This is a genomic window from Flavobacterium sp. 120, from assembly GCF_003633605.1.
GTDB classification, from domain to species: Bacteria; Bacteroidota; Bacteroidia; order Flavobacteriales; family Flavobacteriaceae; genus Flavobacterium; species Flavobacterium algoritolerans.
Map to the genome: position 1 here is coordinate 424,437 of NZ_RBKZ01000001.1, position 25,859 is coordinate 450,295.

Annotated in this window: 12 protein-coding genes and 2 rRNA genes; 8 read left to right on the forward strand and 6 right to left on the reverse strand. The window is 36.8% G+C overall.

The window, feature by feature from the left end:
- Nucleotides 1-185 precede the first annotated feature (185 nt).
- The 5 genes from C8C87_RS01735 to C8C87_RS01755 all read left to right on the forward strand — a co-directional run bounded on the left by C8C87_RS01735 (nucleotide 186) and on the right by C8C87_RS01755 (nucleotide 12,083).
- Nucleotides 186-3,069: ribosomal RNA gene (locus tag C8C87_RS01735) — 23S ribosomal RNA — on the forward strand.
- 170 nt (nucleotides 3,070-3,239) lie between these two features.
- Nucleotides 3,240-3,349: ribosomal RNA gene (gene rrf, locus C8C87_RS01740) — 5S ribosomal RNA — on the forward strand.
- A 335-nt stretch (nucleotides 3,350-3,684) separates the two neighbouring features.
- Complete coding sequence (locus C8C87_RS01745) at nucleotides 3,685-9,222, forward strand: gliding motility-associated C-terminal domain-containing protein (RefSeq protein ID WP_121340904.1); 5,538 nt, start codon at nucleotides 3,685-3,687, stop codon at nucleotides 9,220-9,222.
- Between the two features lie 61 nt (nucleotides 9,223-9,283).
- Complete coding sequence (locus C8C87_RS01750) at nucleotides 9,284-10,201, forward strand: type IX secretion system membrane protein PorP/SprF (protein WP_099713546.1); 918 nt, start codon at nucleotides 9,284-9,286, stop codon at nucleotides 10,199-10,201.
- A gap of 19 nt (nucleotides 10,202-10,220) precedes the next feature.
- Entirely contained in the window at nucleotides 10,221-12,083 is a 1,863-nt protein-coding gene (locus C8C87_RS01755; protein WP_121340905.1) for an OmpA family protein, read from the forward strand.
- Nucleotides 12,084-12,167: 84 nt separating this feature from the next.
- Here C8C87_RS01755 and C8C87_RS01760 read toward each other — a convergent pair whose 3' ends face one another.
- Nucleotides 12,168-12,749 (reverse strand): tRNA-(ms[2]io[6]A)-hydroxylase, encoded by a 582-nt coding sequence (locus C8C87_RS01760; protein ID WP_099713544.1) that lies wholly within the window; start codon nucleotides 12,747-12,749, stop codon nucleotides 12,168-12,170.
- Nucleotides 12,750-12,859: 110 nt separating this feature from the next.
- On the opposite strand from C8C87_RS01760, the gene C8C87_RS01765 reads away from it, so the two are divergent.
- The gene (locus tag C8C87_RS01765; protein WP_121340906.1) at nucleotides 12,860-14,101 is read left to right on the forward strand and encodes a glycosyltransferase; all 1,242 of its coding nucleotides are present in this window, start codon (nucleotides 12,860-12,862) and stop codon (nucleotides 14,099-14,101) included.
- A 56-nt stretch (nucleotides 14,102-14,157) separates the two neighbouring features.
- Here C8C87_RS01765 and C8C87_RS01770 read toward each other — a convergent pair whose 3' ends face one another.
- From C8C87_RS01770 to porU, 5 genes are all read right to left on the reverse strand, one after another.
- Entirely contained in the window at nucleotides 14,158-15,810 is a 1,653-nt protein-coding gene (locus tag C8C87_RS01770) for a pyruvate dehydrogenase complex dihydrolipoamide acetyltransferase (RefSeq protein ID WP_121340907.1), read from the reverse strand.
- Nucleotides 15,811-15,817: 7 nt separating this feature from the next.
- Nucleotides 15,818-16,816, reverse strand: coding sequence for a pyruvate dehydrogenase (acetyl-transferring) E1 component subunit alpha (gene pdhA / locus C8C87_RS01775; RefSeq protein ID WP_099713541.1), 999 nt, complete (start codon nucleotides 16,814-16,816; stop codon nucleotides 15,818-15,820).
- Between the two features lie 143 nt (nucleotides 16,817-16,959).
- Nucleotides 16,960-17,442, reverse strand: coding sequence for a cytidine deaminase (gene cdd, locus C8C87_RS01780; protein WP_121340908.1), 483 nt, complete (start codon nucleotides 17,440-17,442; stop codon nucleotides 16,960-16,962).
- A 74-nt stretch (nucleotides 17,443-17,516) separates the two neighbouring features.
- On the reverse strand, nucleotides 17,517-18,686 hold the full coding sequence (porV, locus tag C8C87_RS01785) for a type IX secretion system outer membrane channel protein PorV (RefSeq protein WP_121340909.1): 1,170 nt from the start codon (nucleotides 18,684-18,686) through the stop codon (nucleotides 17,517-17,519).
- Nucleotides 18,687-18,724: 38 nt separating this feature from the next.
- Complete coding sequence (gene porU / locus C8C87_RS01790; protein ID WP_121340910.1) at nucleotides 18,725-22,561, reverse strand: type IX secretion system sortase PorU; 3,837 nt, start codon at nucleotides 22,559-22,561, stop codon at nucleotides 18,725-18,727.
- A gap of 220 nt (nucleotides 22,562-22,781) precedes the next feature.
- On the opposite strand from porU, the gene gldJ reads away from it, so the two are divergent.
- Both gldJ and murF read left to right on the forward strand, forming a co-directional pair.
- The gene (gldJ, locus tag C8C87_RS01795; RefSeq protein WP_099713537.1) at nucleotides 22,782-24,467 is read left to right on the forward strand and encodes a gliding motility lipoprotein GldJ; all 1,686 of its coding nucleotides are present in this window, start codon (nucleotides 22,782-22,784) and stop codon (nucleotides 24,465-24,467) included.
- 65 nt (nucleotides 24,468-24,532) lie between these two features.
- A complete protein-coding gene (gene murF, locus C8C87_RS01800) occupies nucleotides 24,533-25,819 on the forward strand; it encodes a UDP-N-acetylmuramoyl-tripeptide--D-alanyl-D-alanine ligase (protein WP_121340911.1) in 1,287 nt (428 codons plus the stop codon).
- Nucleotides 25,820-25,859: the final 40 nt, after the last annotated feature.

Genomic DNA, 25,859 nt, shown 5'->3' on the forward strand with positions numbered 1-25,859 from the left:
GTGAGTAGTAAAGAGTAAAAAGTAATTAGTCAAAAACTAATCACTAATTACTAAGGGCTAATCACTAGAAAAAAGTTCATTGACATATTGAGATAAGAAAATAATAAAAAGTAGAAAGCATTTTTTACTTGTTTATCATTAGACAAGTAAAAGAAACGGTCTCGTTTTAATTAACGAGATTGGTACAATAAGCAAAATAAGGGCGTATGGGGGATGCCTTGGCTCTCAGAGGCGATGAAAGGCGTGATAAGCTGCGAAAAGTTACGGGGATTGGCACACACGATACGATCCGTAAATACCTGAATGGGGCAACCCACTATGTTGAAGACATAGTACACCGATAGGTGGGCAAACCCGCTGAACTGAAACATCTAAGTAGGCGGAGGAGAAGAAAACAAAAGTGATTCCGTAAGTAGTGGCGAGCGAACGCGGATTAGCCCAAACCAATGTTGTTACGGCAATGTTGGGGTTGTAGGACCACGTTATTTGTTGCGGATAGAATTAGAATCTACTGGAAAGTAGAGCCAAAGAAGGTGATAGCCCTGTATAAGTAATAGAAGATAACGATAGTGGTATCCTGAGTAGGGCGGGGCACGTGAAACCCTGTCTGAATTTGGCGGGACCATCCGCTAAGGCTAAATACTCCTGAGAGACCGATAGTGAACCAGTACCGTGAGGGAAAGGTGAAAAGAACCGTGAATAACGGAGTGAAATAGATCCTGAAACCATACGCTTACAAGCGGTCGGAGCCCTTTCGTGGGGTGACGGCGTGCCTTTTGCATAATGAGCCTACGAGTTAACGTTGCTGGCAAGGATAAGTGGTTAAGCCACGGATCCGTAGCGAAAGCGAGTCTGAATAGGGCGCTTTAGTCAGTAGTGTTAGACGCGAAACCGTGTGATCTACCCATGGGCAGGATGAAGCGCTGGTAACACAGTGTGGAGGTCCGAACCGGTTGACGTTGAAAAGTCTTCGGATGACCTGTGGGTAGGGGTGAAAGGCCAATCAAACTCGGAAATAGCTCGTACTCCCCGAAATGCATTTAGGTGCAGCGTTATGCGTAAAGTTATATAGAGGTAGAGCTACTGATTGGATGCGGGGGCTTCACCGCCTACCAATTCCTGACAAACTCCGAATGCTATATAATGTTTCATAACAGTGAGGGCTTGGGTGCTAAGGTCCAAGTCCGAGAGGGAAAGAACCCAGACCATCAGCTAAGGTCCCCAAATATATGTTAAGTTGAAAGAACGAGGTTTGTCTGCCCAGACAGCTAGGATGTTGGCTTGGAAGCAGCCATTCATTTAAAGAGTGCGTAACAGCTCACTAGTCGAGCGGACGAGCATGGATAATAATCGGGCATAAACATATTACCGAAGCTATGGATTTGTAATTTATTACAAGTGGTAGGGGAGCATTCTAACAGGGTAGAAGGTGTGTCGTAAGGCATGCTGGACTGGTTAGAAAAGAAAATGTAGGCATAAGTAACGATAATGCGGGCGAGAAACCCGCACACCGAAAGACTAAGGTTTCCACAGCTATGCTAATCAGCTGTGGGTTAGTCGGGACCTAAGGCGAACCCGAAAGGGACAGTCGATGGACAACGGGTTAATATTCCCGTACTAGTTATTACTGTGATGGGGTGACGGAGTGATGAAAGCGCCGCGAACTGACGGAATAGTTCGTTGAAGTACCTACCTATAAGCTGCGCAGGCAAATCCACGCGGCTTGGGGAAATACGATAGTACTCGGAGTCTTCGGACAAAGAGATAGTGCGCCTAAGGGCTTCCAAGAAAAACCTCTAAACTTCAGGTAATAAGTACCCGTACCGCAAACCGACACAGGTAGTCGAGGAGAGAATCCTAAGGTGCTCGAGAGATTCATGGCTAAGGAATTAGGCAAAATAGACCCGTAACTTCGGGAGAAGGGTCGCCAGCAGCAATGCTGGCCGCAGTGAAGAGGTCCAGGCGACTGTTTATCAAAAACACAGGGCTCTGCAAAATCGTAAGATGAAGTATAGGGCCTGACACCTGCCCGGTGCTGGAAGGTTAAGAGGAGATGTTATCTTCGGAGAAGCATTGAATTGAAGCCCCAGTAAACGGCGGCCGTAACTATAACGGTCCTAAGGTAGCGAAATTCCTTGTCGGGTAAGTTCCGACCTGCACGAATGGTGTAACGATCTGGACACTGTCTCAGCCATGAGCTCGGTGAAATTGTAGTAGCGGTGAAGATGCCGCTTACCCGCAGTGGGACGAAAAGACCCTGTGCACCTTTACTATAGCTTAGTATTGACCTTGGATAAATGATGTGTAGGATAGGTTGGAGACTGTGAAGTGGCGTCGCTAGGCGTTGTGGAGTCATTGTTGAAATACAACCCTTTGTTTATCTGAGGCCTAACCCCGTTATGCGGGGGACATTGCTTGGTGGGTAGTTTGACTGGGGTGGTCGCCTCCAAAAGAGTAACGGAGGCTTCTAAAGGTTCCCTCAGTACGCTTGGTAACCGTGCGTAGAGTGCAATGGCATAAGGGAGCTTGACTGAGAGACATACAGGTCGATCAGGTACGAAAGTAGAGCATAGTGATCCGGTGGTTCCGCATGGAAGGGCCATCGCTCAAAGGATAAAAGGTACGCCGGGGATAACAGGCTGATCTCCCCCAAGAGCTCATATCGACGGGGGGGTTTGGCACCTCGATGTCGGCTCGTCACATCCTGGGGCTGGAGAAGGTCCCAAGGGTTGGGCTGTTCGCCCATTAAAGTGGCACGCGAGCTGGGTTCAGAACGTCGTGAGACAGTTCGGTCTCTATCTACTGTGGGCGCAAGAAATTTGAGTGGATCTGATTCTAGTACGAGAGGACCGAATTGGACAAACCTCTAGTGTATCTGTTGTCACGCCAGTGGCATCGCAGAGTAGCTACGTTTGGAAGGGATAAGCGCTGAAAGCATATAAGCGCGAAACCCACCACAAGATGAGATTTCTTTTAAGGGTCGTGGGAGATGACCACGTTGATAGGCTATAGATGTAAAGGCAGTAATGTCATAGTCGAGTAGTACTAATAACCCGTAAGCTTATGTACGCTTTTCTCCCGTCTTTCGGGACGGGAGAAGAAACTTTCTTTTATCCTGAATTTATTTCAGGAACTTCAATACTTTTTCTTTATCTCAGTATGTTAAGATATTATGTGATTAATTATCAATGATAAATTGTTAATTGTTACAATAATTGCCCAAAGCAATTATAACCTCTTAAGGTGGTTATTGCGGCGGGGCTCACCTCTTCCCATCCCGAACAGAGTAGTTAAGCCCGCCTGCGCAGATGGTACTGCAGTTATGTGGGAGAGTATGTCGTCGCCTTTCTTTGAAGAATCCTCATCATTTATTTGATGAGGATTTTTTGTTTTACAGCGGTGAGACGTGTTCGGCTAACGCCTCGACTCGACGCCTTTCTTTAATCTGAACTTGTTTTTGATTCTTTTAAATCCTAATTATTGTTTTGATCAGGATTTTTTGCGTTTGATAAGGTTGGGTTTTTATAAACTATTCAAATAGGAATGAAGATTACAGCTATTTAATCTCTTTATTTTTAAATAGTTAAATTTTTATTAAAATTTGATTTGTTCATTGGAAATAAAAGAATACTTTTAGAGATTAAAAATATTATACTGTTATATATTAACTACAAAAATCAGTTTATGAAGAAAAAATTACTTTTATTTTTACTATTTCATTTATTATTTGGGTTTACATTAAGTTCGAAAAATTTAAAGGATCTTGTGAAATTACATGATGTGAATTTTGATGTTTCTTCAAAATTGATTTCTACAGATACAATAAAAAAAAATAAAAAATCATTAAGGATTTCAAAAACCAAAGCTGTTTTACCACCACCTTCAACTACTGCAGGTAGTTCTTGTGGCGATGGTGTTAGTTTAATGCAGGTTAATGTTTATGCATTTGGAGCTAATGGTACAGAAACTATTGAATGGTTTACTTCTCAAACATCAACAACCCCTATTTACACTGGAACTATTTACAGTCCAAGTATTAGTTCAACTAGAACATATTATGTGCGTAGTAGGTCAGGAAGTGATATTAGTACACGTGTACCGGTTGTAGCATCAATTTATGTAGCGCCTTCAGGGGTTACTTTGACAGCTTCTCCACCAAATAATACAACTAGTCCTTTATGTTTAGGAACACCTGTTACTTTCACTGCTTCAGGTGGAGCAGATTTATTCGAGTTTTCTGTTGATGGTGTTGTTATGCAAGGTATGTCAACAAATAGAATGTTTACAACTAATGCTTTAACTGATGGTCAAGTTGTTAAAGTAAGGACTAGATATGCAGTTACTATGGATGGATCTATTACTGAGACATCATGGGGAACGGGAGCTTTAGAGGATAATTTTCTTTCTGCACCATTGTCAACTAATGCTTCAACAGGATATTTAAATTCTTTAAAAATAAGTGCTTTAGAAGATAAGGTAGTTTTAGGGATTGCAGGTAAAGTTTTAAATAATAGAAGTATTTTATTATTTCTTGACACCAAAAATGGAGGATTCAATATTTCAAATTATGGTGATGAAGCAGGTTCTGATCCATTAGTTAGAGCCTTTAATATTTTTAATAATAATCCTAGTACTTTCGATTCTTATTTTCAGGCTGATTATTGTTTAGTTATTTCTACAGATGCAGCCGAAACGAATTATTATGCTAATGTTATTGAGTTAAGAACAGGTGCATCTGTTAAAACTTATTTAGGAAGTGCTGCTACAGGTTTTCCTTCAGCAGTAATGGGTGTTAATAAAAATAATAGTGGGATTAATGATTATAATCTTGGTTTTGAAGTAGAAGTTTTAAAATCTCTTATTGGTTATACAACAGGAGATATTAAGTTTTTTGCATTGACAATGAATGATAAAGAAGATGGTAGTCAGTCTGTTACTAATTCATTTTTGAGTCCGGAAAGAACTAGTAATTTAGATTATGGGATTGCTGCCATAGATTATAATCTTAGAGATCCAAATCCTGTAGTTGTTGCTTCAGCTGCATTAACACCTTGTTATTCAGAGGCAAATATTACGATGAATTTTGTTTCAATCCCTACAACGGCCAGCATTACACAACCAACATGTGCTTTGCAAACCGGAACTATTGTAATTGCAACACAACCTGGGGTTGAGTATAGTATAAATGGTACTGTTTATCAAGATTCTAATACATTTTCGGGATTAGTACCTGGGGATTACACCTTATATGTTAGAAATAAATTAGATAATTCTTGTGTGCTTTCATCAGCTACTCCTGCAGTTGTTAATGCAATTCCAACTCCTCCAGTGGTTCCAACAGCGGCAAACGTTATTCAACCTACGTGTGCTACGCCATCTGGAAGTTTAGTTATAACAACGCAAACTGGAGTAGAGTATAGTTTGGATGGTACGACCTACCAATCTTCAAATACTTTTACGGGATTAGTTCCAGGAGGTTATACATTATATGTTAGAAATATAGCAGATAATACATGTGCCGCTTCATCTGGATCAGTATCAACAATTAATGCAGTTCCTACTCCACCAGCAGTTCCAACAACGATGAGTGTTACTCAACCTACGTGTGCTACACCATCTGGAAGTATCGTAATAACGGCACAAGCAGGAGTAGAGTATAGTTTGGATGGGATAACCTATCAAGCTTCAAATACTTTCAATGGACTAGCTCCGGGGTCTTATACTTTGTATGTTAGAAATACAGCGGATACTACTTGCGTAACTTCATCAGCTTCAGCAACAACAATTGACGCAGTTCCAACTCCTCCTGTAGTTCCTACTACAGTAAGTGTTACACAACCAACGTGTGGAACACCATCTGGAAGTATCGTAATAACGACACAAGCAGGAGTAATGTATAGTTTGGACGGCACAACGTATCAAGCTTCAAATACTTTCAATGGATTAGCTTCTGGTAATTATACTTTGTATGTTAGGAATACAGCTGATAATACCTGTGTGACTCCATCTGGGGCAGCAATAACAATTAATACAGTTCCTATTCCTCCTGTAGTTCCAACAACAGCGAGCGTTGTTCAGCCTACTTGTGGAACACCAACAGGAAGCATTACCATAACAACACAATCTGGGGTAGAGTATAGTTTGGATGGTGTAACATATCAAGCTTCGAATGTTTTCTCAGGATTAGCTCCAAGTACTACTTATACTCTTTATGTTAGAAATACAGCAGACAATACTTGTGTAACTTCTTCCGGGTCAGTAACAACAATTAATGCAATTCCAAACCCTCCAGCAGTTCCTACATCGGCTAGCGTTACTCAGCCAACCTGTGGTACACCGTCAGGAAGTATTACTATAACAGCACAATCTGGGGTAGCGTATAGTTTAGATGGTATAACCTATCAAGCTTCAAATGCTTTCAGCGGATTAGCTCCGGGTAATTACACTTTGTATGTTAGAAATATAGCGGACAATACTTGCGTAACTTCGTCTGGGTCATCAACAACAATTAATGCAATTCCAACTGCACCGGTAGTTCCAACAACGGCGAGTATTACTCAACCTACGTGTGGCACTCCATCAGGAAGTATTAGCATAACAACACAAACAGGAGTAATGTATAGTTTGGACGGCACAATGTATCAAGCTTCAAATGATTTCAGCGGATTAGCTCCGGGTAATTACACTTTATATGTTAGAAATACAGCTGATAATACCTGTGTGACTCCATCTGGGTCTTCAATAACCATCAATGCGATTCCAACTCCACCGGTAGTTCCAACAACAGCAAGCGTTGTTCAACCTACCTGTGGAACACCAACAGGAAGTATTACCATAACAACACAAACAGGAGTAGAGTACAGTTTGAATGGTATAACGTATCAGGCTTCTAATGTTTTCTCAGGATTAGCTCCAAGTACTACTTATACATTATACGTTAGAAATACAGCGGACAATACTTGTATAACTTCTTCCGGGTCAGTAACAACAATTAATGCAATTCCAAACCCACCAGCAGTTCCTACATCGGCAAGCGTTACTCAGCCAACATGTGGTATGCCATCGGGAAGTATTACCATAACAGCACAATCTGGGGTAGCGTATAGTTTAGATGGTATAACCTACCAAGCTTCAAATACTTTCACAGGATTAGCTCCGGGTAATTACACTTTGTATGTTAGAAATACTGCTGATACTACTTGTGTAACTTCATCGTCTTCAGCAACAACAATTAATGCAATTCCAATTCCTCCAGTAGTTCCAACTACGGCAAGTGTTACTCAACCAACGTGTGGAACACCATCAGGGAGTATTAGCATAACAACACAAACAGGTGTAGAATATAGTTTGAATGGTACAACGTATCAAGCTTCAAATGCTTTTAGCGGATTGGCTCCGGGTGCTTATATTTTGTATGTTAGAAATATTGCTGACAATACTTGTATAACTCCATCTGGATCTCCAATAACGATTAATGCAATTCCAACTCCTCCAGTAGTTCCAACAACAGCAAGTGTTGTTCAACCTACTTGTGGAACACCTTCAGGAAGCATTACAATAACAACACAAACAGGAGTAGAGTACAGTTTGAATGGTACAACATATCAAGCTTCAAATACGTTCACGGGATTAGTTCCAGGAACTTATACATTATATGTTAGAAATACAGCCGATAACACTTGTGTAACTTCATCTGGATCTGTAACAACAATTAATGCAATTCCAACTCCACCAGTAGTTCCAACAACGGCGAGTGTAACTCAACCTACGTGTGGAATGCCTTTAGGAAGCATAACTATAACTGCACAAACAGGAGTAGAATATAGTTTGAATGGTACAACGTATCAAGCTTCAAATCTCTTCACAGGATTGGCTCCAGGAACTACTTATACTTTGTATGTAAGAAATCTTTCTGATACTACTTGTGTCACTTCTTCGGCATTAACAACAACAATTAATACTATACAAATAGTGCTAGTGCCAACAGCAGTTAGCGTGGTACAACCAACATGTGCTGTGCAATCAGGAACTATTGTAATAACAACACAACCTGGAGTAGCGTATAGTTTAAACGGTATAACGTATCAGGCTTCAAATACATTTGCAGGATTGGCTCCGGGTAATTATACCTTGTATGTAAGAAACACAGCTGATATTAGCTGTTTAAATACATCAACATCTGCGGTAACGATTAATGCAATTCCAACTCCTCCAGTAGTTCCAACAACTTCTAGCGTTGTTCAGCCAACATGTTCCGTTACATCTGGGACTATTGTGATAGCAACTCAATCTGGAGTAGAATATAGTTTGAATGGTACAACTTATCAAGCTTCAAATACATTTACGGGATTAGCTCCAAACAATTATATATTATATGTTAGAAATATTGCTGATAATACATGTTCAGTTCAAAGTCTGACAAGTGTAACTATTAATCCACTTCCTTTATTGCCGTCAACTCCAATTTTGGTTCAAGTTGTACAACCAACATGTTTAGTACCATCAGGAAGCATTACAATTAGTACTCAAGCAAACGTTCAGTACAGTTTAGGTAATGGTTATCAAAACAGCAATGTGTTTAATAATTTGGCGCCAGGGAAATATACAATGAGTGTGCGATTTACAAATAGTATTGCCTGTATAACTATAGGTGCTGAAATAACTATAAACGCGATTCCTCCACAAATTCAATTTGAAACAATAGGTGATTGCGAAAATAAAGAATATGTTATAACAGCAAATCCACTATTAGGCTCATATGATCCAAACAATGTGTCTTATCAATGGAAGGATAATACTGGAGCTCCTATTGGAACTAATTCAAATGTGTTAAACGTAACTGATGTGATAGCATCAACTCCAAGCGGACAAGTAGTGTTTCCTGTAACATATACCCTTACTGTAACTTCTACGAATACGGGTTGTGAAACATCAAATAATGTAGTTATAGAGTCTGTTTATTGTAATATCCAAAAAGGAATTTCTCCTGATGGTAACGGTTCAAATGACTTCTTTGATTTAAGATTGATGGATGTTAAAAAACTGGAAATATTTAATAGATATGGTATCAAGGTTTACAATCAGGCGAATTATACAGACCAATGGAAAGGTCAGTCAAACAAAGGAGAAGATCTTCCAAGTGCTACCTATTATTATGTGATAGAATTCAATAGCGGAGAACCAAAAACAGGTTGGATTTATTTAATCAGAGAAAAACAGTAATTAATAAATTTATTTGTCTGTAAATTTTTAAATAGACCAATAAACCGAAAAATAAATAGATATGAACAAAAAAATATTGATGTCTCTTTTAATTCTTATTGCCTATATGGATGTAAAAGCGCAACAAGACCCACATTATACTCAGTACATGTATAATATGAATGTTATTAATCCAGCCTATGCAGGTTCTAATGAGAGTATTTCTTTTGGTCTTTTATATAGAAAACAATGGGTAAACATTGAAGATTCACCAGCTTCATTTACTTTCGCAGGTCATACTCCAGCGGGAAAGAATGTAGGTGTTGGTCTATCATTTATATCAGATAAGATTGGACCAGTAACAGAGCAAAATGTATTTGGAGACTTCTCTTATACTTTGAAATTAGGAGACACACAAAGATTGGCATTTGGTTTAAAAGCTGGAGTCTCTTTTCACAAAGTAGGACTCAGGGATATTCAATCCAGTTTGCCAGACCCTAATGAAGGTATTTTTGGAGAAGACATCAACGATACATCATTTAATTTAGGATCAGGGTTATTTTATTACACAGATAAATATTATGTGTCTTTTTCGATTCCAAATATGATTAAATCAGCGCACTTAGATTATAATGGACGTGAATATGGTTCAGATGTGTCTCACTATTTTTTAACCGCAGGTTATGTTTTTGATCTTAATTACGAATTGAAATTCAAGCCTTCGTTAATGTTAAAATCGGCGTTTAATGTATCTCCGTCTTTAGATGTTTCCGCCAATTTTTTATATCAAGAGAAATTTGAGATTGGGGCAACTTATAGATTGGAAGACAGTTTTGGCGGAATGGTCAATTTTGCTATCACACCTGAATTAAGAATTGGGTATGCTTACGATCATATTATTTCAGATTTGAAAGTAACTTCTCCATCATCACATGAATTCATATTGTTATATGATTTATTTGAATCGAAAAAAGTTTCACGTTCTCCTAGATTTTTCTAAAATTTAATTTTTATAATTAATGAAAAAAAATACACTTTTACTGTTTTTTGTGCTGGCAGGTTTCTCACTTTGCGCACAAAATAAAGAGACTAAAAATGCAGATAAATTATTTGAAAGCTACGATTATGTTGAAGCTGCTGAAGGATATTTAGCTTTAGTTGAAAAAGGAAATACAGATGCTTATGTGACTAAACAACTTGGTGATAGTTATTATTATATGCACAATACCGTAGAAGCCGAAAAATGGTACGCCAAAGCTGTACAAACAAAACAAGATGCAGAAACGTATTATAGATACGCTCAAATGTTGAAATCTAACGGTAAATACACGGAGTCTAATGCTCAAATGAAAACATTTTCAGCTTTAGCACCAGACGATCAGAGAGCTAAACAATTCAATAAGAATCCAAATTACCTTTCGGTATTGAATAAAGAGAAGCTTTTTGTTGTAGATAAAATTTCAGTTAATTCTCAAAGATCAGATTTTGGAGCAAGTCTTTATGGAGATATACTTTATTTTGCAAGTGCAAGAAATGAAAGTAATAAAATATACGGTTGGAATAACGAACCTTATTTAGACATTTATCAGTCTACTTATAATGCTGATGGAAGCTATTCAGAGCCAATTCCTGTAGATGAATTAAACAGTAGGTTTCATGAAGGTCCTGTTACAATGACCAAAGACGGTAATGTTGTTTACTTTTCAAGCGAAAGTTTCAAAGATAAATTATTCGAGAAAGATAAAACACACAAGCTGAAATTTGGTCAAGTGAATCTTTACAAAGCTGTTAAAGAAAACGGTAAATGGGGATCTATTACTTCACTGCCATTCAATAGTAAAAGTTATTCTATGGGGAACCCATCTATAGATGCAGATGGAAAGGTTCTTTATTTTGCTTCTAATATGCCTGGTTCTGTAGGAGGAACTGATATTTGGAAAGTAACAGTGAATAATGATGGAACATATGGCGCGCCAGAAAATTTAGGAAATAAAATTAACACAGCTGGTGACGAGAATTTTCCTTTTGTAACAGATGATGCTATTTTATATTTTTCTTCAAACGGCTTGACTGGTTTTGGAAGCTTAGATGTTTTTTCTGTTGATTTAAATAAAGATGAGGAACCATATAACATTGGAAAACCTGTAAATACGGAGAAAGATGATTTTGCTTTTACATTTAATAAAGAAAAAAATATTGGTTATTTATCCAGTAATCGTAGTGGCGTAGACCATATCTATAGTTCTATTCCAGTATGTAAAGGGCAGATTCTTAGTGTGGTAAAAAATGCCAAAACTGGGGAGTTATTAGCTAATTCTAAAGTTGTTATTTTAGATGCGACTAATACAGTTTTAGATACTCAAATGTCTAATATGAATGGAGAAGTTCTTTATGACGTAGAATGTCAAAAGCCATATACTATAGAAGTTTTTAAAGATGGTTATGTTTCAAAATCTTTTCCTGTAGCTAAAATTAGTGAAGGAAAAGTTACCGTTGATGCAGTAATTGATCCAATTGAAGTTATAGTTACTGAAACCGAAATTATTTTAAATCCTATTTATTTCGAATACAACAAAAGCAATATAACTAAGAATGGTGCTGCAGAACTTGATAAATTGGTTTATGTAATGTCTCAAAATGATAAATTGAAAATTTATGTTAAGGCACATACTGATTCCAGAGGTACTGATGAATTTAACTTAGATCTTTCTGAGAGAAGAGCAAATGCTACTGTAGCATACATTATTTCAAAAGGAATTAGTGTTGATAAAATAACTGGAAAAGGTTTTGGCGAATCAGAATTTAAAGTGGATTGTCAGGAAAATTGTACCGAAGAAGAACATGCCTTAAACAGACGTTCTGAGTTTATGATTGTGAAATAAGCTACTTATAATAGTAAAAATTAAAAAACAGGATGCCGTTGAGCATCCTGTTTTTCGTTTAATATTATTTTGGTTGTTTTTTAATTAACCGTGAATCGTTTCTTGTTTACCATAATTCGTGATTATCGAAGTTTCAAATTCAATCCATTCCTTCCAGCGTTTGTCTACATCAATGTTGTCAGCATATTTTCGAGCGAAACCCAAGAAAGTGGTATAGTGTCCTGCTTCGGAAATCATGAGGTCTCTGTAAAAAGTGGCTAATTCGACATCTTTTATGTTTTCTGATAAAACTTTAAACCGCTCACAACTTCTGGCTTCAATCATAGCCGAAAATAACAATCGATCACAAAGAGCATCTTTTCGGCTGCCATCTTTTTTCATAAATTTAAAAAGTTCATTTACATAATGATCTTTCCTTTCTCTGCCTAAAGTCAGTCCTTTGCTTTTGATTAAATTATGAACTAATTGCAAGTGATCTAATTCTTCTTTTGCAATAATCAGCATCTCGGTTACTAATTCTTCCAATTCGGAGTTATAAGTAACCAGACTTATCGCATTTGATGCTGCCTTTTGTTCACACCAAGCATGATCCGTCAAGATTTCTTCTATATTCGATTCAACTATATTTACCCAACGAGGGTCTGTGGCTAATTTTAATCCTAACATGATACTGAAATTTATTTAGAACAAAATTAGTGTTTTCTAATCTATTTTTTGTCCAAATGACGGGATTGAACACAAAATAGCATTATTTTGCAATTGAAATTTATAATAATATGAATCAGGTTCAAAAGCTTTTAATTATTGGTTTTGTTTGGCCGGAGCCAAATTCGTCCGCAGCAGGAGGAAGGATGATGCAGCTGATTTCACTTTTTAAAGCACAAGGTTTTAGTGTTACGTTTACCAGTCCTGCGCAAAACAGCGATTTCATGGTTGATTTAGGCGAATATGAAGTGGATAAAAAATCAATTGAACTGAACAATTCCAGTTTTGATATTTTTGTAAAAGAACTGAATCCTGCTGTAGTTTTGTTTGATCGTTTTATGATGGAGGAGCAATTTGGTTGGCGTGTAGCTGAAAATTGCCCGGATGCGTTGCGAATATTAGATACTGAAGATTTACATTGTTTGCGATTGGCTCGCCAGAAAGCGTTTAAGGAAAATCGTTCTTTTAGTACAACTGATTTATTTGTAGAAGAGGTTGCGAAACGTGAAATTGCCAGTATTTTACGTTGTGATTTGTCTTTAATGATTTCCGAATTTGAAATGGAATTATTAGAATCTACATTCAAAATAGATAAAGCATTATTGTATTATTTGCCTTTTTTATTGGAACCAATCATCAGTTCTGAAATAGAGGAACTGCCTTCTTTCGAAAATCGAAAAGACTTTATTTTTATCGGAAATTTTCTTCATGAGCCCAATTGGAATGCCGTTCAGTATTTAAAAGAAACGATTTGGCCTTTAATAAAAAAGCAAGTGCCAGAAGCTGTTTTGAATGTTTATGGTGCTTATCCTTCACAAAAAGTAATACAATTGAATAATGTCAGAGATAGTTTTTTAATTATGGGACGAGCTAGCAACGCTCAAGACGTAGTTAAGGAAGCGCGAGTTGTTTTGGCTCCTTTGCGTTTTGGAGCCGGTATTAAAGGGAAGTTATTGGAAGCGATGCAATGTGGAACACCAAGCGTAACGACTACTATTGGTTCTGAATCCATGCACGGGGATTTGCCTTGGAATGGCTTTATTACGGATGATGTAGCTGATTTTGTCGATGCAGCAGTACAATTGTATCTAGACAAAACAATTTGGGTTAAAGCCCAAAAAAACGGAATTGAGATTGTCAATCAAAGATATTCTAAAGGTTTGTTCGAAACGGACTTTAGTACTAAAATAGAATTTTTACGATCTAATTTTGAGCAACATCGGTTGAGCAATTTTATGGGGGCTATGTTGCAGCATCATACTTTAAAAAGTACCAAATATATGTCTCGATGGATTGAGGAGAAGAATAAATAAAAAATCCCGTCTTGTTTTTAAAACTTGACGGGATTTGTATTTTAAGAACCGAGTTATTACGCAAGCATCGTAACTGGGTTTTCTATAAATTGTTTCAATGTTTGTAAAAATTGAGCTCCAGTTGCACCATCAATTGTTCTGTGGTCGCAAGCTAAAGATAACATCATTGTGTTTCCTACAACAATCTGACCATTTTTCACAACCGGTTTTTCTACAATAGCTCCTACAGATAGGATAGCAGAATTAGGTTGATTGATGATAGAGTTGAATTCTGTAATACCAAACATTCCAAGATTAGAAACTGTAAAAGTACTTCCTTCCATTTCTGTAGGCAATAATTTTTTGTTTTTAGCTCTTCCTGCAAGATCTCTTACGCTTCCGCCAATTTGAGATAAACTCATAGCATCTGTAAAACGTAATACAGGAACTACTAATCCGTCTTCAACAGCTACAGCAACTCCAATATTCACGTGATGGTTGATGATGATAGCATCTTCTCTCCATTGAGAATTTATTTTTGGATGTTTTTTCAATGCTAATGCACACGCTTTTATCACCATATCGTTGAATGATACTTTTGTATCAGGAACGCTGTTAATGATAGCTCTTGATTTCATTGCTTCGTCCATAGTTACCTCAATCACTAAGTTGTAATGTGGCGCAGTGAATAAAGACTCTGCTAAACGTTTTGCAATGATTTTTCGCATTTGCGAATTCTTGATTTCTTCTGTGAAAACTTCTCCTGCAGGTACAAATGGTTTTGCAGCAGCTACAGTTTCTGCTTTGGCTGGAGCAGCACTTGTCGGTGCTGGAGCAGCGCTAGTTTGTGGTGTGAAGTTTTCGATATCGCTTTTTACAATACGTCCGTTTTCACCAGAACCTTTCACTTGAGTCAATTGAATTCCTTTGTCACTAGCAATTTTCTTTGCCAATGGTGATGCTAAAATTCGTTGACCGTCAGTTGATGACTCTTGAACGATTGGTTCCGAAGCTTTTTCTGTTGAAGCAACTTCTTTTTCTTCTGCTACGGCAGGAGCTGCTTGTGGCGCTCCGCCAGTTTTATAATTTTCAGCAATTCCGCTGATATCAGTTCCTGCAGGTCCAATGATTGCCAAAAGACTATCAACTGGTGCAGTATTTCCTTCTTCGATTCCTACGTATAATAAAGTTCCTTCGTTGAAAGATTCGAATTCCATTGTTGCTTTGTCGGTTTCGATTTCAGCAAGAATGTCTCCTTCGCTTACTTTATCACCTACTTTTTTCAACCAGGTAGCTACTGTTCCTTCTGTCATGGTGTCGCTTAAACGAGGCATCGTGATAACTACAACTCCTTTTGGTAATGAAGCTGTAGCAGGTGCTGCAGCTTTAGTAACTTCTGGAGTAGTTGCTGTTTCTTCAGTAACTTTTGTTTCTTCTTTAGCTGGAGCTGCATCAGCTGGTTTTCCTGCTAATAATGCCGAAATATCCTCGCCTTCTTTTCCTATAATTGCTAATAAAGAGTCAACCGGTGCAGTTTCACCAGCAGGGATTCCTATGTGTAAAAGTGTTCCTTCGTTGAAAGACTCAAATTCCATTGTTGCTTTGTCAGTTTCAATTTCTGCAAGGATATCACCTTCGCTTACTTTATCACCTACTTTTTTTAGCCAAGTCGCTACCGTTCCTTCCGTCATCGTATCGCTCAAACGAGGCATTGTAATTATTGTTGCCATAATTGATTTATAGTTTATGAGGTAAAAATGGATAGTTCTCTTGTTCGTATACTACATCGTATAGCTGTTCAATAGGCGGGTATTCAGATTCTTCGGCAAATGTTACACATTCTTCCACTAAATCTTTTACTCTTTGATCAATTGCTTCGATTTCTTCTTCTGTAGCATATTTTTGATCTTTAATTACATCTAAAACTTGAGTAATTGGATCAATTTTTTTATACTCTTCTACTTCTTCTTTCGAACGGTATAATTGTGCATCCGACATAGAGTGTCCTCTATAACGGTATGTTTTCATTTCTAAGAAAGTTGGTCCGTCTCCACGACGTGCTCTGTCAATTGCTTCAGTCATTGCTTCAGCAACTTTTACAGGGTTCATTCCGTCAACTGGTCCACAAGGCATTTCGTATCCTAAACCTAATTTCCAGATATCAGTATGATTGGCTGTTCTTTCTACAGAAGTTCCCATAGCGTAACCATTGTTTTCAACAATGAAAACCACTGGAAGTTTCCATAACATAGCCATGTTAAAAGCTTCGTGTAAAGATCCTTGACGTGCTGCTCCATCACCAAAATAAGTCATAGTAACACCGCCAGTTTCAAAATATTTGTCTGCAAAAGCTAATCCTGCACCTACAGGAATTTGTCCTCCTACAATTCCGTGACCACCATAAAAACGGTGCTCTTTTGAAAAGATGTGCATAGAACCACCCATACCTTTTGAAGTTCCGGTAACTTTTCCTAAAAGTTCTGCCATTACTCGTCTAGGATCAACTCCCATACCTATTGGCTGAACGTGATTTCTGTAAGCAGTAATCATTTTGTCTTTTGTCAAGTCCATTGCGTGCAATGCACCAGCTAATACGGCCTCTTGACCATTGTATAAATGTAGAAATCCTCTAACTTTTTGTTGGATGTATAATGCTGCAAGTTTGTCCTCAAACTTTCTCCAAAGCAGCATATCTTCATACCACTTTAAATATACTTCTTTTGTAACTTCTTTCATCTGAATTTTTCTTTTGCTAAAGTGTTATTGTATTATCAATTTGTACCTATAACGCAAAATAGTTTCCTCCCACAAATTTGCGAAATGCAAAAATAAGACATTCCAAGTAAGAACTAAAATTTAATAGGCAATTTTTGGAATTTTTACAAGAATTTTTTATCGAACATAAATGGAAGCAAGTTTTTCAGGGATTCTGATTTGTAAATTGCGCCAATTTCTCCCATAAAATAGATTTCGATAGGGGTCTCTTGTTTGATTTCGTATTCGGCGATAGATTGTCTGCAAGATCCGCAAGGTGGAATCGGAGCTGTAGTTTGATTCGAGTCAGAAGCAGCTGTAATTGCCATTTTTAAAATTTTGGCTTCCGGATACACTGCTCCGGCATAAAAAATAGCGACACGTTCCGCGCACAGTCCCGAAGGATAGGCTGCGTTTTCTTGGTTGGAGCCTACTACAATTTTACCGTTGTCTAAAACAATTGCAACTCCAACTCTGAATTTTGAATAGGGAGCATAAGCATTTTTTCGGACTTCAACGGCTTGCGTCATTAATTCCTGAATGTCATTTGGTAAATCTTGAATAGAATCGAATACTTTGAATTGAGTGGTAATTGTTATTTCTTTCATACTTTTTTAAGGAAAAAAAATCCAAACTTCATAGTGTTGAAATTTGGATTGTTATTTGTGGATTTTATTTATGTTTAATATTCGTCATATTTGTCTCCAAAATTGAAGGTAAGAGAAAAACGAAGCGTGTTCTCTAAAGGGTTTTTTACTTTTGATGCCGAGAATAAATACGAAACATCTACTTTGACAACATTGTATTTGAAACCTGCTCCAAGCGAGAAAAATTGACGAGCTCCTTTTAAAGGACTTTCGTGAAAATATCCCAAACGCATCGCAAAGGAATCTTGGTACAAATATTCGGCGCCTACAGCATAAGTAACTTCTTTTAATTCCTCGCTAAATCCATCAGGAGCATCACCAAATGATTCGAAAACACCGGAAGTCCAACCAATAGCGCGGTAATTCTGGTTGTTTTGATTGCGTTCTTCAGTTGTTACGGTTCCGTCACCGTTTAAATCAGGATCTTGTGGTGTAGGAACTAATAGTTTGTTAAATTCAACATTGACAGCAACCTTGTTATAGTCGTCTAAAATAAAATCAAAACCAGTTCCTATTTTTAAATTGGCAGGTATGAAGTTGTTGTTAAAGTCATCGTTGTCATAACTGATTTTTGGACCTAAATTTTGAATATTAAATCCTGCTCTCCATCTTCCGTTGAATTCGTTGTACGCTATTTCTTCGGATTGGTAAAAACCGGCTACATCAACAGCAAATGTACTTGCAGATGATGCATCGTTATTATCTGAAGCCACTTTTAGATTTGAATTGATAAACCTTCCTGCAATAGCCATAGAGAATTTCTCGCTTAGCTTTAAGGAATAAGAACCATCGATGGCAAACTCGTTTGGAGAAACTATTCTAGGCGTTTCGTTAGGATCGCCTGTTTCGCGTAATTCAATTTCACCTAAACCAAAGTAACGAAGGCTTCCTGCAAAGGCACTTCTTTCATTTAATTTTTGATAATAGGTCAATTGCCCTAATGATATATCATTAACCAGGTCAGTAAGGTAAGGTGTGTAGCTTATAGAAAATCCTTTTTGGTCCGTTGCAAAAGCATATTTAGCCGGATTCCATTGTTGTGAAAAAGCATCAGCTGATGTTGCAACTCCTACGTCTGCCATACCTGCAGCTCTAGCGTCGGCTGCAACTAATAAAAAGGGAACCCCCGGGTTTATAACTCTATCTTGTGCTTTTGTAAAAGAAATTACAAATAAAAAGATAAAAAGTAATGTTATTTTTTTCATTATTGTAGGAAGTTTTATTAAACAAATATAGTATTTTATTAAAGTATAACAAGTTTTTCAAATTTTTCAGTTTTCTTATTTGTTAGACTTGATTTTACGGTTAGTTTGTAGACATAAACGCCTTTCCCTATTTTATCTCCAAAATCATCTTTGCCATCCCAAGTGATTTCTTTTGATAAAAATCCTTCAGTTGTGATAATTTGATTTTTTGTCCAAACCACTTTTCCTGTTATTGTCATTACTTGAACTTGAACGTCCAATGGTTCAAATGGTCTGTTGTGTGTAAACCAAAACTCAGTATAATTAACGAACGGATTTGGATAATTCAACACATGTGTCAATGTTATCGTTTCATCACCTACAACAATAAACTGAATCTCAGCGGTTATCGGGTTGTTGTATACATCCCACGCTTTGAATGTTATAGTGTGTAATCCCGGAGCTAAATTGCGCAACGGAAACCGGAGAGTTCCACTTGTAAAATCGTCTAATGTTGTTTGATAATAATCATTCAGTACAAAGGGATTGCTTACATCTCCATCAAGAATAGCAACAATATCATGGCCTATTCCGCTTGCCGTATTTATTCCGTTTTCATCTTCAAGCAGTGCAACAAGAAATGGGGATTCATTAGTTGTTCCGCCAGAAACAAAAGTCTCGTCATTCATATATAACTTAACTCTTGGACTAATATTGTCTGCGGTTGCATTTTCATTTATTCCGCCTATTTTTATTGTTGAATCGTATCCGGTTTCGTTCTGTAATAACTGATTTTTTTTGGAATAAAAACTAATCCTTCCGTTGGCCAATGGAACTCTAATGTCTCTTGGTACAACAAAACTAAACTCAAACTGGCCATTAGTGACCGATGCGTTTCCTCTGAATATTGTTTCGCCTAAAACATTGAAATTAATAGGCGGACTATTACCGTCATTGTTATATGTTGTTCTTGAAACTGTTTTGTCAAAAATAGTTGTAGAAACTTCTCCGTTATAATTCGTCAACAAGTTATTGTTTTCATCTGTAACTTCTCCTGTCAGTTTCATTTTTGCCAATGATTTGAAGTCGTCAATGGTTTGGGTAACCGGAATGTCATTTACTTTAGTTAATCTAATTTTTGGCCTTGGAATAGCTAGCATCAATGCTGGATCACCAATATAAAAAACAACATTGGTCGCTGAATTTGGATTGCTGTTTTTTGAAATTCGCAGCGCCTCTGCAATTGAAGTATATTGGTTCGAATTGTACGACAATAAATTTTTTGTCAGAGCGTCGTTGAAATTTTCTGCACTGAATTGTCCAATGGATCGAATGGTTGTAATCATTGCTATTGCTCCGCCTTTAGGATTCCAATAGGTATATTCTCCAGCGGTTGGTCTCAAAGGATTGTCAAAACGGGAAAATTCACAAGTGATAGTTATAAATAAAGGATACTTGTATTGATTGCTCAAGTTCTGTCCATCTGATTTTTCCCAAATGCGTTCGCCTGATAAACCATCTTCGCCACCGTGTCCTAAATAATTAAACACCAAAGCCCCTTTTTCGAAAGCATTGAAGAAGTCCGTTCTTGCTTTTGGATATCTGGAACCTCCTGCGGATGCTTCTTGGACATAAGAATCTAAAAGAATTTTAGTCACATTTAGAAATGGTTTTTCAGAAGCAATTGTATTTGCAAGGCTATTTTGTCTGTTTTGTAAACTGGCATCAGATGCTATATCTGAATCATCAGAAACCAATGCGAAGTTATTTCTCCAGCTTCCGTAGGATTTCAAGTCGTGATATTCGATGACTTTACTTACCATTTCGTCAGCTTGTTTGGTATCATTCACCAGCATTCTGCCCACAGCAATATCAATTCCTCCAAAATACGAAACAACATTTCCTTCTGTAGCATCCATTAATCCAAAAAAATCATCTGAGGCAAAAGAGGATTCACCCGTTGTGCTACTGTTTAAGGCGTGGTAAATGGGCACGACATTAGTGTTGTTTGTGATTCTATTTTTAAAATCATAAGAGGCATCTCCAAAAAGATTGACAAACTTTACTCTTTTCTCCGGTGCCGAAGCATTTTCATAGATGTACTTAATGCAATTTCGGATTGCTGCAACATCTTGCTTTCCCGAAGAAAATTCTTGATAGATGGACTCCAATGGAATTACTTTTACATTTAAATTGGATTGGGTGCGATGAAAAGCGGCTAATTTTTCTGCTTGTGTGGCTAAAAAAGTGGGCGTGATAATCACGTAATCGATGTCTTGGAATTGACCTTGTCCGTTTTTTAATACTGTTCCTTTTAGGTTTTGATTAGTGACTTTTGATTTGGTATCTTTTAAAGGAGTATAATAATCCGAAGCATCTAAAGCAATATATTTTCTGAGTTCTCCCAAGTTTGCTTTAAAATTTATTGTGCTTTGATTTGAGTTTTCGATTGTGGTTACATTATAAATATCGGTGACATCCCAAATTTGTGGAATATCTGTTGTGTTTGAAAGGCTGTAATTCACAATTCCAAAACTTGAATTGGATTGATCGTATTGAAAATGAAACTGTTTTCCGTAGCCTTGCAGTTTTCGCTTGGCGATAAGCCTTATGTTGTCCAGAAAACCTTTGGAACCCGGAACACCATTATTATTGTATTTCAATTTTATTTTTATGTTTTCGGCACCATTAAAGCTGGTGTTGTTTGGTAAAGAACCTAAATAAAACTCAGTTCCGGAATTATTGTTTAAAGCAGGAAAAGAAATGGTGCCAACTGCAGTTCCATTTGCAGTCACATTCAAAGTAGTTGGGGTAAATGCAGCTGAAGCAGCTGTTAATAACACTTTTACAGGAGTTGAAGGATCAAAATTAGGGAAATTAAAATCGAATTCCTGTTCGTCTTTGACTTCAAATGATTCACCAAACCATTGGCGACCCAATCGCGCTACATTAATAAGGTCTACCTCGTGGTATTGTTGATTGTCAAAAGAAGTGATGTTTAAAGTGCTGCTTCCGGAAGGTTGAGCCATAGGAGCGATTCTTTTTCCATCGGCACCTTGAATAGTAATGTAATAATAGGACTTTGTATCGTACAGATTAGTAAAAGTCAAGCTTTCCTGGTTCCAAGTGTCAACTCCTTCGGCATAAAAAAGTATATAATCGTCGTTGTTGAAAATTCCGTCGGCTTCACCATTGATTTGAATTGCGTTTTCGGATAAGTCGTTTGGATAAAAAATACTGTTTGATAGCGGAAGCATTCGTCCGCCATTACCATAAATTTTTATTTTTCGCGGGTCTAATGTATTTGGGTCTAACCCTAATTGTTGTAAAAAAGTTTTAGTGATTTTATATACGCCGGATTTTTCAACATAAAATTGATACCAGTTGCCTTTTGCTAAAACAGAATTGATGATGCTATTTGTGCTTGCGCTTTTGCTGGATTGTGATATTCTGGCAGTATTGGCGTCTACTTCATAGGAAAAAGACTTTATGCGTTTAAAACCGAAATCGTCCTTAATTATAGGTGAAAGATTGATAAAAGCGTCTCTGATGTCTCTTGAAATGCTTACATTTAGAGATGCATTTATTGTTTTAGGAATGTTTTCGGAAGCCAAATCGCCAAGTTGTGAAGTTGTGATTGTTTCGTAAGTTACATTTGTGATTGTGACTTTCGCTTCGTTAAAAGAGATTGGCTCTTTTATTTTTAAGGTATAAAGCAATGCCTTTTGGGAAGCATCATAATGAAAATTATTTCCTGTAAATTGAGGGATAATGACTTTGAAATCACCATAGGACATTTCTTTTTTATCTGTCCATTCAATGACTGCGTCACCTTTAATTTGAGCAAAAGAAACAAAAGGAATCAGGCATAAATAAGCCAAAAGTATTTTTCTCATCGTTTTTTTAACGTGATTAATAGTGAGTTATTATTTATCAGTAAAAATAAACCATTTCGTGTGATTTAAATAATAAATATTATAAATTTGCGTTTTGATATATAATTTATTGTTAAAATTACATCGGCGAAAATTATTTAAAAGTATGATGTTGATTAATGGTTAATTATTATATTGCGGCACTTAAATTATTACCTACTATTATTACCTACTAAAGAGTATGAAAGCAAACAAAATTATGGGCTTACGATTGTTGATATCAATCCTGTTAGTAATTGGTTTTTCCAGTTGCAGTAAAAAGTCCAGCTCCAAAAACACCTCAAGAGCAACCGGTTGGAATATGGACAGCAAAAAAGCAGGTTCAAGTAAAAAACAACAAGCAGGGCCAGGTTTGGTTTTTGTGGAAGGTGGTACATTTACTATGGGAAAAGTAGAGGATGATGTTATGCATGATTGGAATAATACGCCAACACAACAGCACGTTCAGTCTTTTTATATGGATGAGACTGAAGTTACAAACTCTATGTATTTAGATTACTTAGATTGGTTGAAAAGTGTTTACCCACCCACTGAAGAAAATTATAAAAACATATACGAAGGAGCCTCACCTGATACGTTAGTTTGGAGAAATAGATTGGGTTACAATGAAACGATGACTAATAATTATTTAAGACATCCTTCTTATGCAGAATATCCTGTTGTTGGAGTAAATTGGATTCAAGCAGTTGAATTCAGTAACTGGAGAACGCAACGTGTAAATGAAGCGCTTTTGGAAAAAAACGGATATCTTAAAAAGAATGCAAAGACTTTAGATGTAACGGCTGACAGTAATTTTGATACAGAAACGTATTTGAATTCACCTACTTTGGCATACGGAGGAAATGAAGAAATTGTATTAAAAGGAAAAAATGGAGGTAAAAAAGCTCCTAAAGCTGGAAAAGACGGTAAAGTTATTGAGCCTAAAAATGTTTATGCACAACGCTCTTCTGGAATACTTCTTCCTGAATACAGACTACCAACTGAAGCAGAATGGGAATATGCAGCTGCTGCCGATGTAGGACAAAGAGAATACAATATCTATAAAGGTCAAAAAAAATACCCTTGGTCAGGCGGTTATACTCGTTCAGGTAAAAGACAAAGTAAAGGAGATCAGTTAGCCAATTTCAAACAAGGTAATGGAGATTACGGTGGAATTGCAGGTTGGTCTGATGATGGTGCAGATATTACCAATGAAGTTAAAAAATACCCTGCAAATGATTTTGGATTGTATGATATGGCTGGAAATGTTGCTGAATGGGTACAAGATGTTTACAGACCTATAATTGACAATGAAGCGAATGACTTCAATTATTTTAGAGGAAATCAATACACTAAAAATAAAATCGGAGCAGACGGTAAGGTTGAAATTGTTACTAAAGAGAATATGAAATTTGATACTTTAAGTAACGGTAGAATAGTTGCCAGAAAATTCCCGGGTCAAATAGCTCAAGTTCCTGTTGATGAAAAAGAGACGTATTTGAGACAGAATTTCGACAAAAGTGATAATACTAATTACAGAGATGGTGATAAACAATCTACCAGATATTATAACTTTGGATCTTCTGAAGCGGATACTGAAAAACAAAAAGATGAGAAAATCATGTATAACTCACCTAAACACAATGTTACTACAGACAGTTTAGGTAAAATGGTTAGAAAATATGATAAATCAAGCAAGAGAACAACTTTAATAAATGATGAAGTTAGAGTTTATAAAGGTGGTTCTTGGAGAGATAGAGCTTATTGGTTAGATCCTGCACAAAGAAGGTATTTTCCACAAGATATGGCTACAGATTACATCGGTTTTAGATGTGCTATGTCTAGAGTAGGGCCTAAAGCAGACAAGAAAAAAACAGCTAGAAATTAATTTTTTTTATAAAATAAAAATAAAAGCCCTTTGATTAGGGCTTTTATTTTTTTAAATCATTTCAAATGGATATTAGTTACATTCATAGTTTATTTTTAAAATGTAAATCGGTTTCGATTGATACCCGTAAGATTGAGTTCAACTCCTTATTTGTCGCCATAAAAGGGGAGCGTTTTGATGCTAATACATTTGCGAAAGAAGCATTAGATAAAGGTGCTTCTTATGTAATAATTGACGATGAATCTTATTTTATTGACCAAAGAACAATCTTAGTTGATGACAGTTTAATAGCCTTACAGGAACTGGCTAAGTTTCACCGTGAATATTTGAAACTCCCTATAATTGCCCTTACCGGAAGTAATGGAAAAACTACGACCAAAGAACTGATTCATGTTGTTCTTTCTAAAAAAATCAATACTAAAGCTACCGTTGGAAACCTTAACAATCACATTGGTGTTCCGTTGACATTGCTTTCGTTTAATTCAGAAACAGAAATTGGAATTGTTGAAATGGGGGCGAACCACAAAAAAGAAATTGAATTTCTATGTGAATTAGCAAAACCGGATTATGGCTACATCACTAATTTTGGAAAAGCGCATTTAGAAGGTTTTGGTGGTGTTGAAGGAGTGATTGAAGGAAAAAGCGAAATGTATCAGTACCTTTCTGTAAATGATAAACTTGCTTTTATAAATCTGGAAGATCCTATTCAAGTTGAAAAGTCAATGTCGTTAAAGGCCTATTCTTTTGGCATTAATAAAACAAACGCAGATGTAAATATTACCTCAGTCAAAGCAAATCCATTTGTGGCAATAAACTATTCTGATCTAACTATTTCAACACATTTAATAGGCTTGTATAATGCCAATAACATCAATGCGGCGCTAACTATAGGAAAGTATTTTAAAATTGATGATATCGCAATAAAAGAAGCTTTAGAAAGCTATGTGCCTGAGAATAACAGATCGCAGTTATTGACAAAAGGAACTAACCAAATTATTCTGGATGCCTATAATGCAAACCCGAGCAGTATGGCTGTAGCTATTGAGAATTTTCTGCAGTTAGAGAGTTCAAATAAAGCAATGATTTTGGGAGACATGTTTGAGTTAGGAAAGGAAAGTCAGGAAGAGCATAAAGCAATAGTTGACTTGCTTTCAAATGAAGATAACGTGAAATGTTATTTTATCGGTTCAGCATTTTATGCCAATAAATTTGAAAAAAGTAACTTTTGGTTTTACAATACATTTGAAGAATTTTCAAATGATTTGCCAATGACTGAATTCAACAATTGTACTATTTTGATAAAAGGATCCAGGGGAATGGCATTGGAGCGAACTTTAAATTTCTTGACATAAAGAACAGCTGTTTTTATCATAGAACTGCCATCATAGTAAT

What these genes read in the sequence shown, in the direction of transcription:
- C8C87_RS01745 (WP_121340904.1), top strand. Translation starts at nt 3,685, where the DNA reads ATGAAGAAAAAATTACTTTTATTTTTACTATTTCATTTATTATTTGGG.
- C8C87_RS01750 (WP_099713546.1), top strand. Translation starts at nt 9,284, where the DNA reads ATGAACAAAAAAATATTGATGTCTCTTTTAATTCTTATTGCCTATATG.
- C8C87_RS01755 (WP_121340905.1), top strand. Translation starts at nt 10,221, where the DNA reads ATGAAAAAAAATACACTTTTACTGTTTTTTGTGCTGGCAGGTTTCTCA.
- C8C87_RS01760 (WP_099713544.1), bottom strand. Translation starts at nt 12,749, where the DNA reads ATGTTAGGATTAAAATTAGCCACAGACCCTCGTTGGGTAAATATAGTT.
- C8C87_RS01765 (WP_121340906.1), top strand. Translation starts at nt 12,860, where the DNA reads ATGAATCAGGTTCAAAAGCTTTTAATTATTGGTTTTGTTTGGCCGGAG.
- C8C87_RS01770 (WP_121340907.1), bottom strand. Translation starts at nt 15,810, where the DNA reads ATGGCAACAATAATTACAATGCCTCGTTTGAGCGATACGATGACGGAA.
- pdhA (WP_099713541.1), bottom strand. Translation starts at nt 16,816, where the DNA reads ATGAAAGAAGTTACAAAAGAAGTATATTTAAAGTGGTATGAAGATATG.
- cdd (WP_121340908.1), bottom strand. Translation starts at nt 17,442, where the DNA reads ATGAAAGAAATAACAATTACCACTCAATTCAAAGTATTCGATTCTATT.
- porV (WP_121340909.1), bottom strand. Translation starts at nt 18,686, where the DNA reads ATGAAAAAAATAACATTACTTTTTATCTTTTTATTTGTAATTTCTTTT.
- porU (WP_121340910.1), bottom strand. Translation starts at nt 22,561, where the DNA reads ATGAGAAAAATACTTTTGGCTTATTTATGCCTGATTCCTTTTGTTTCT.
- gldJ (WP_099713537.1), top strand. Translation starts at nt 22,782, where the DNA reads ATGAAAGCAAACAAAATTATGGGCTTACGATTGTTGATATCAATCCTG.
- murF (WP_121340911.1), top strand. Translation starts at nt 24,533, where the DNA reads ATGGATATTAGTTACATTCATAGTTTATTTTTAAAATGTAAATCGGTT.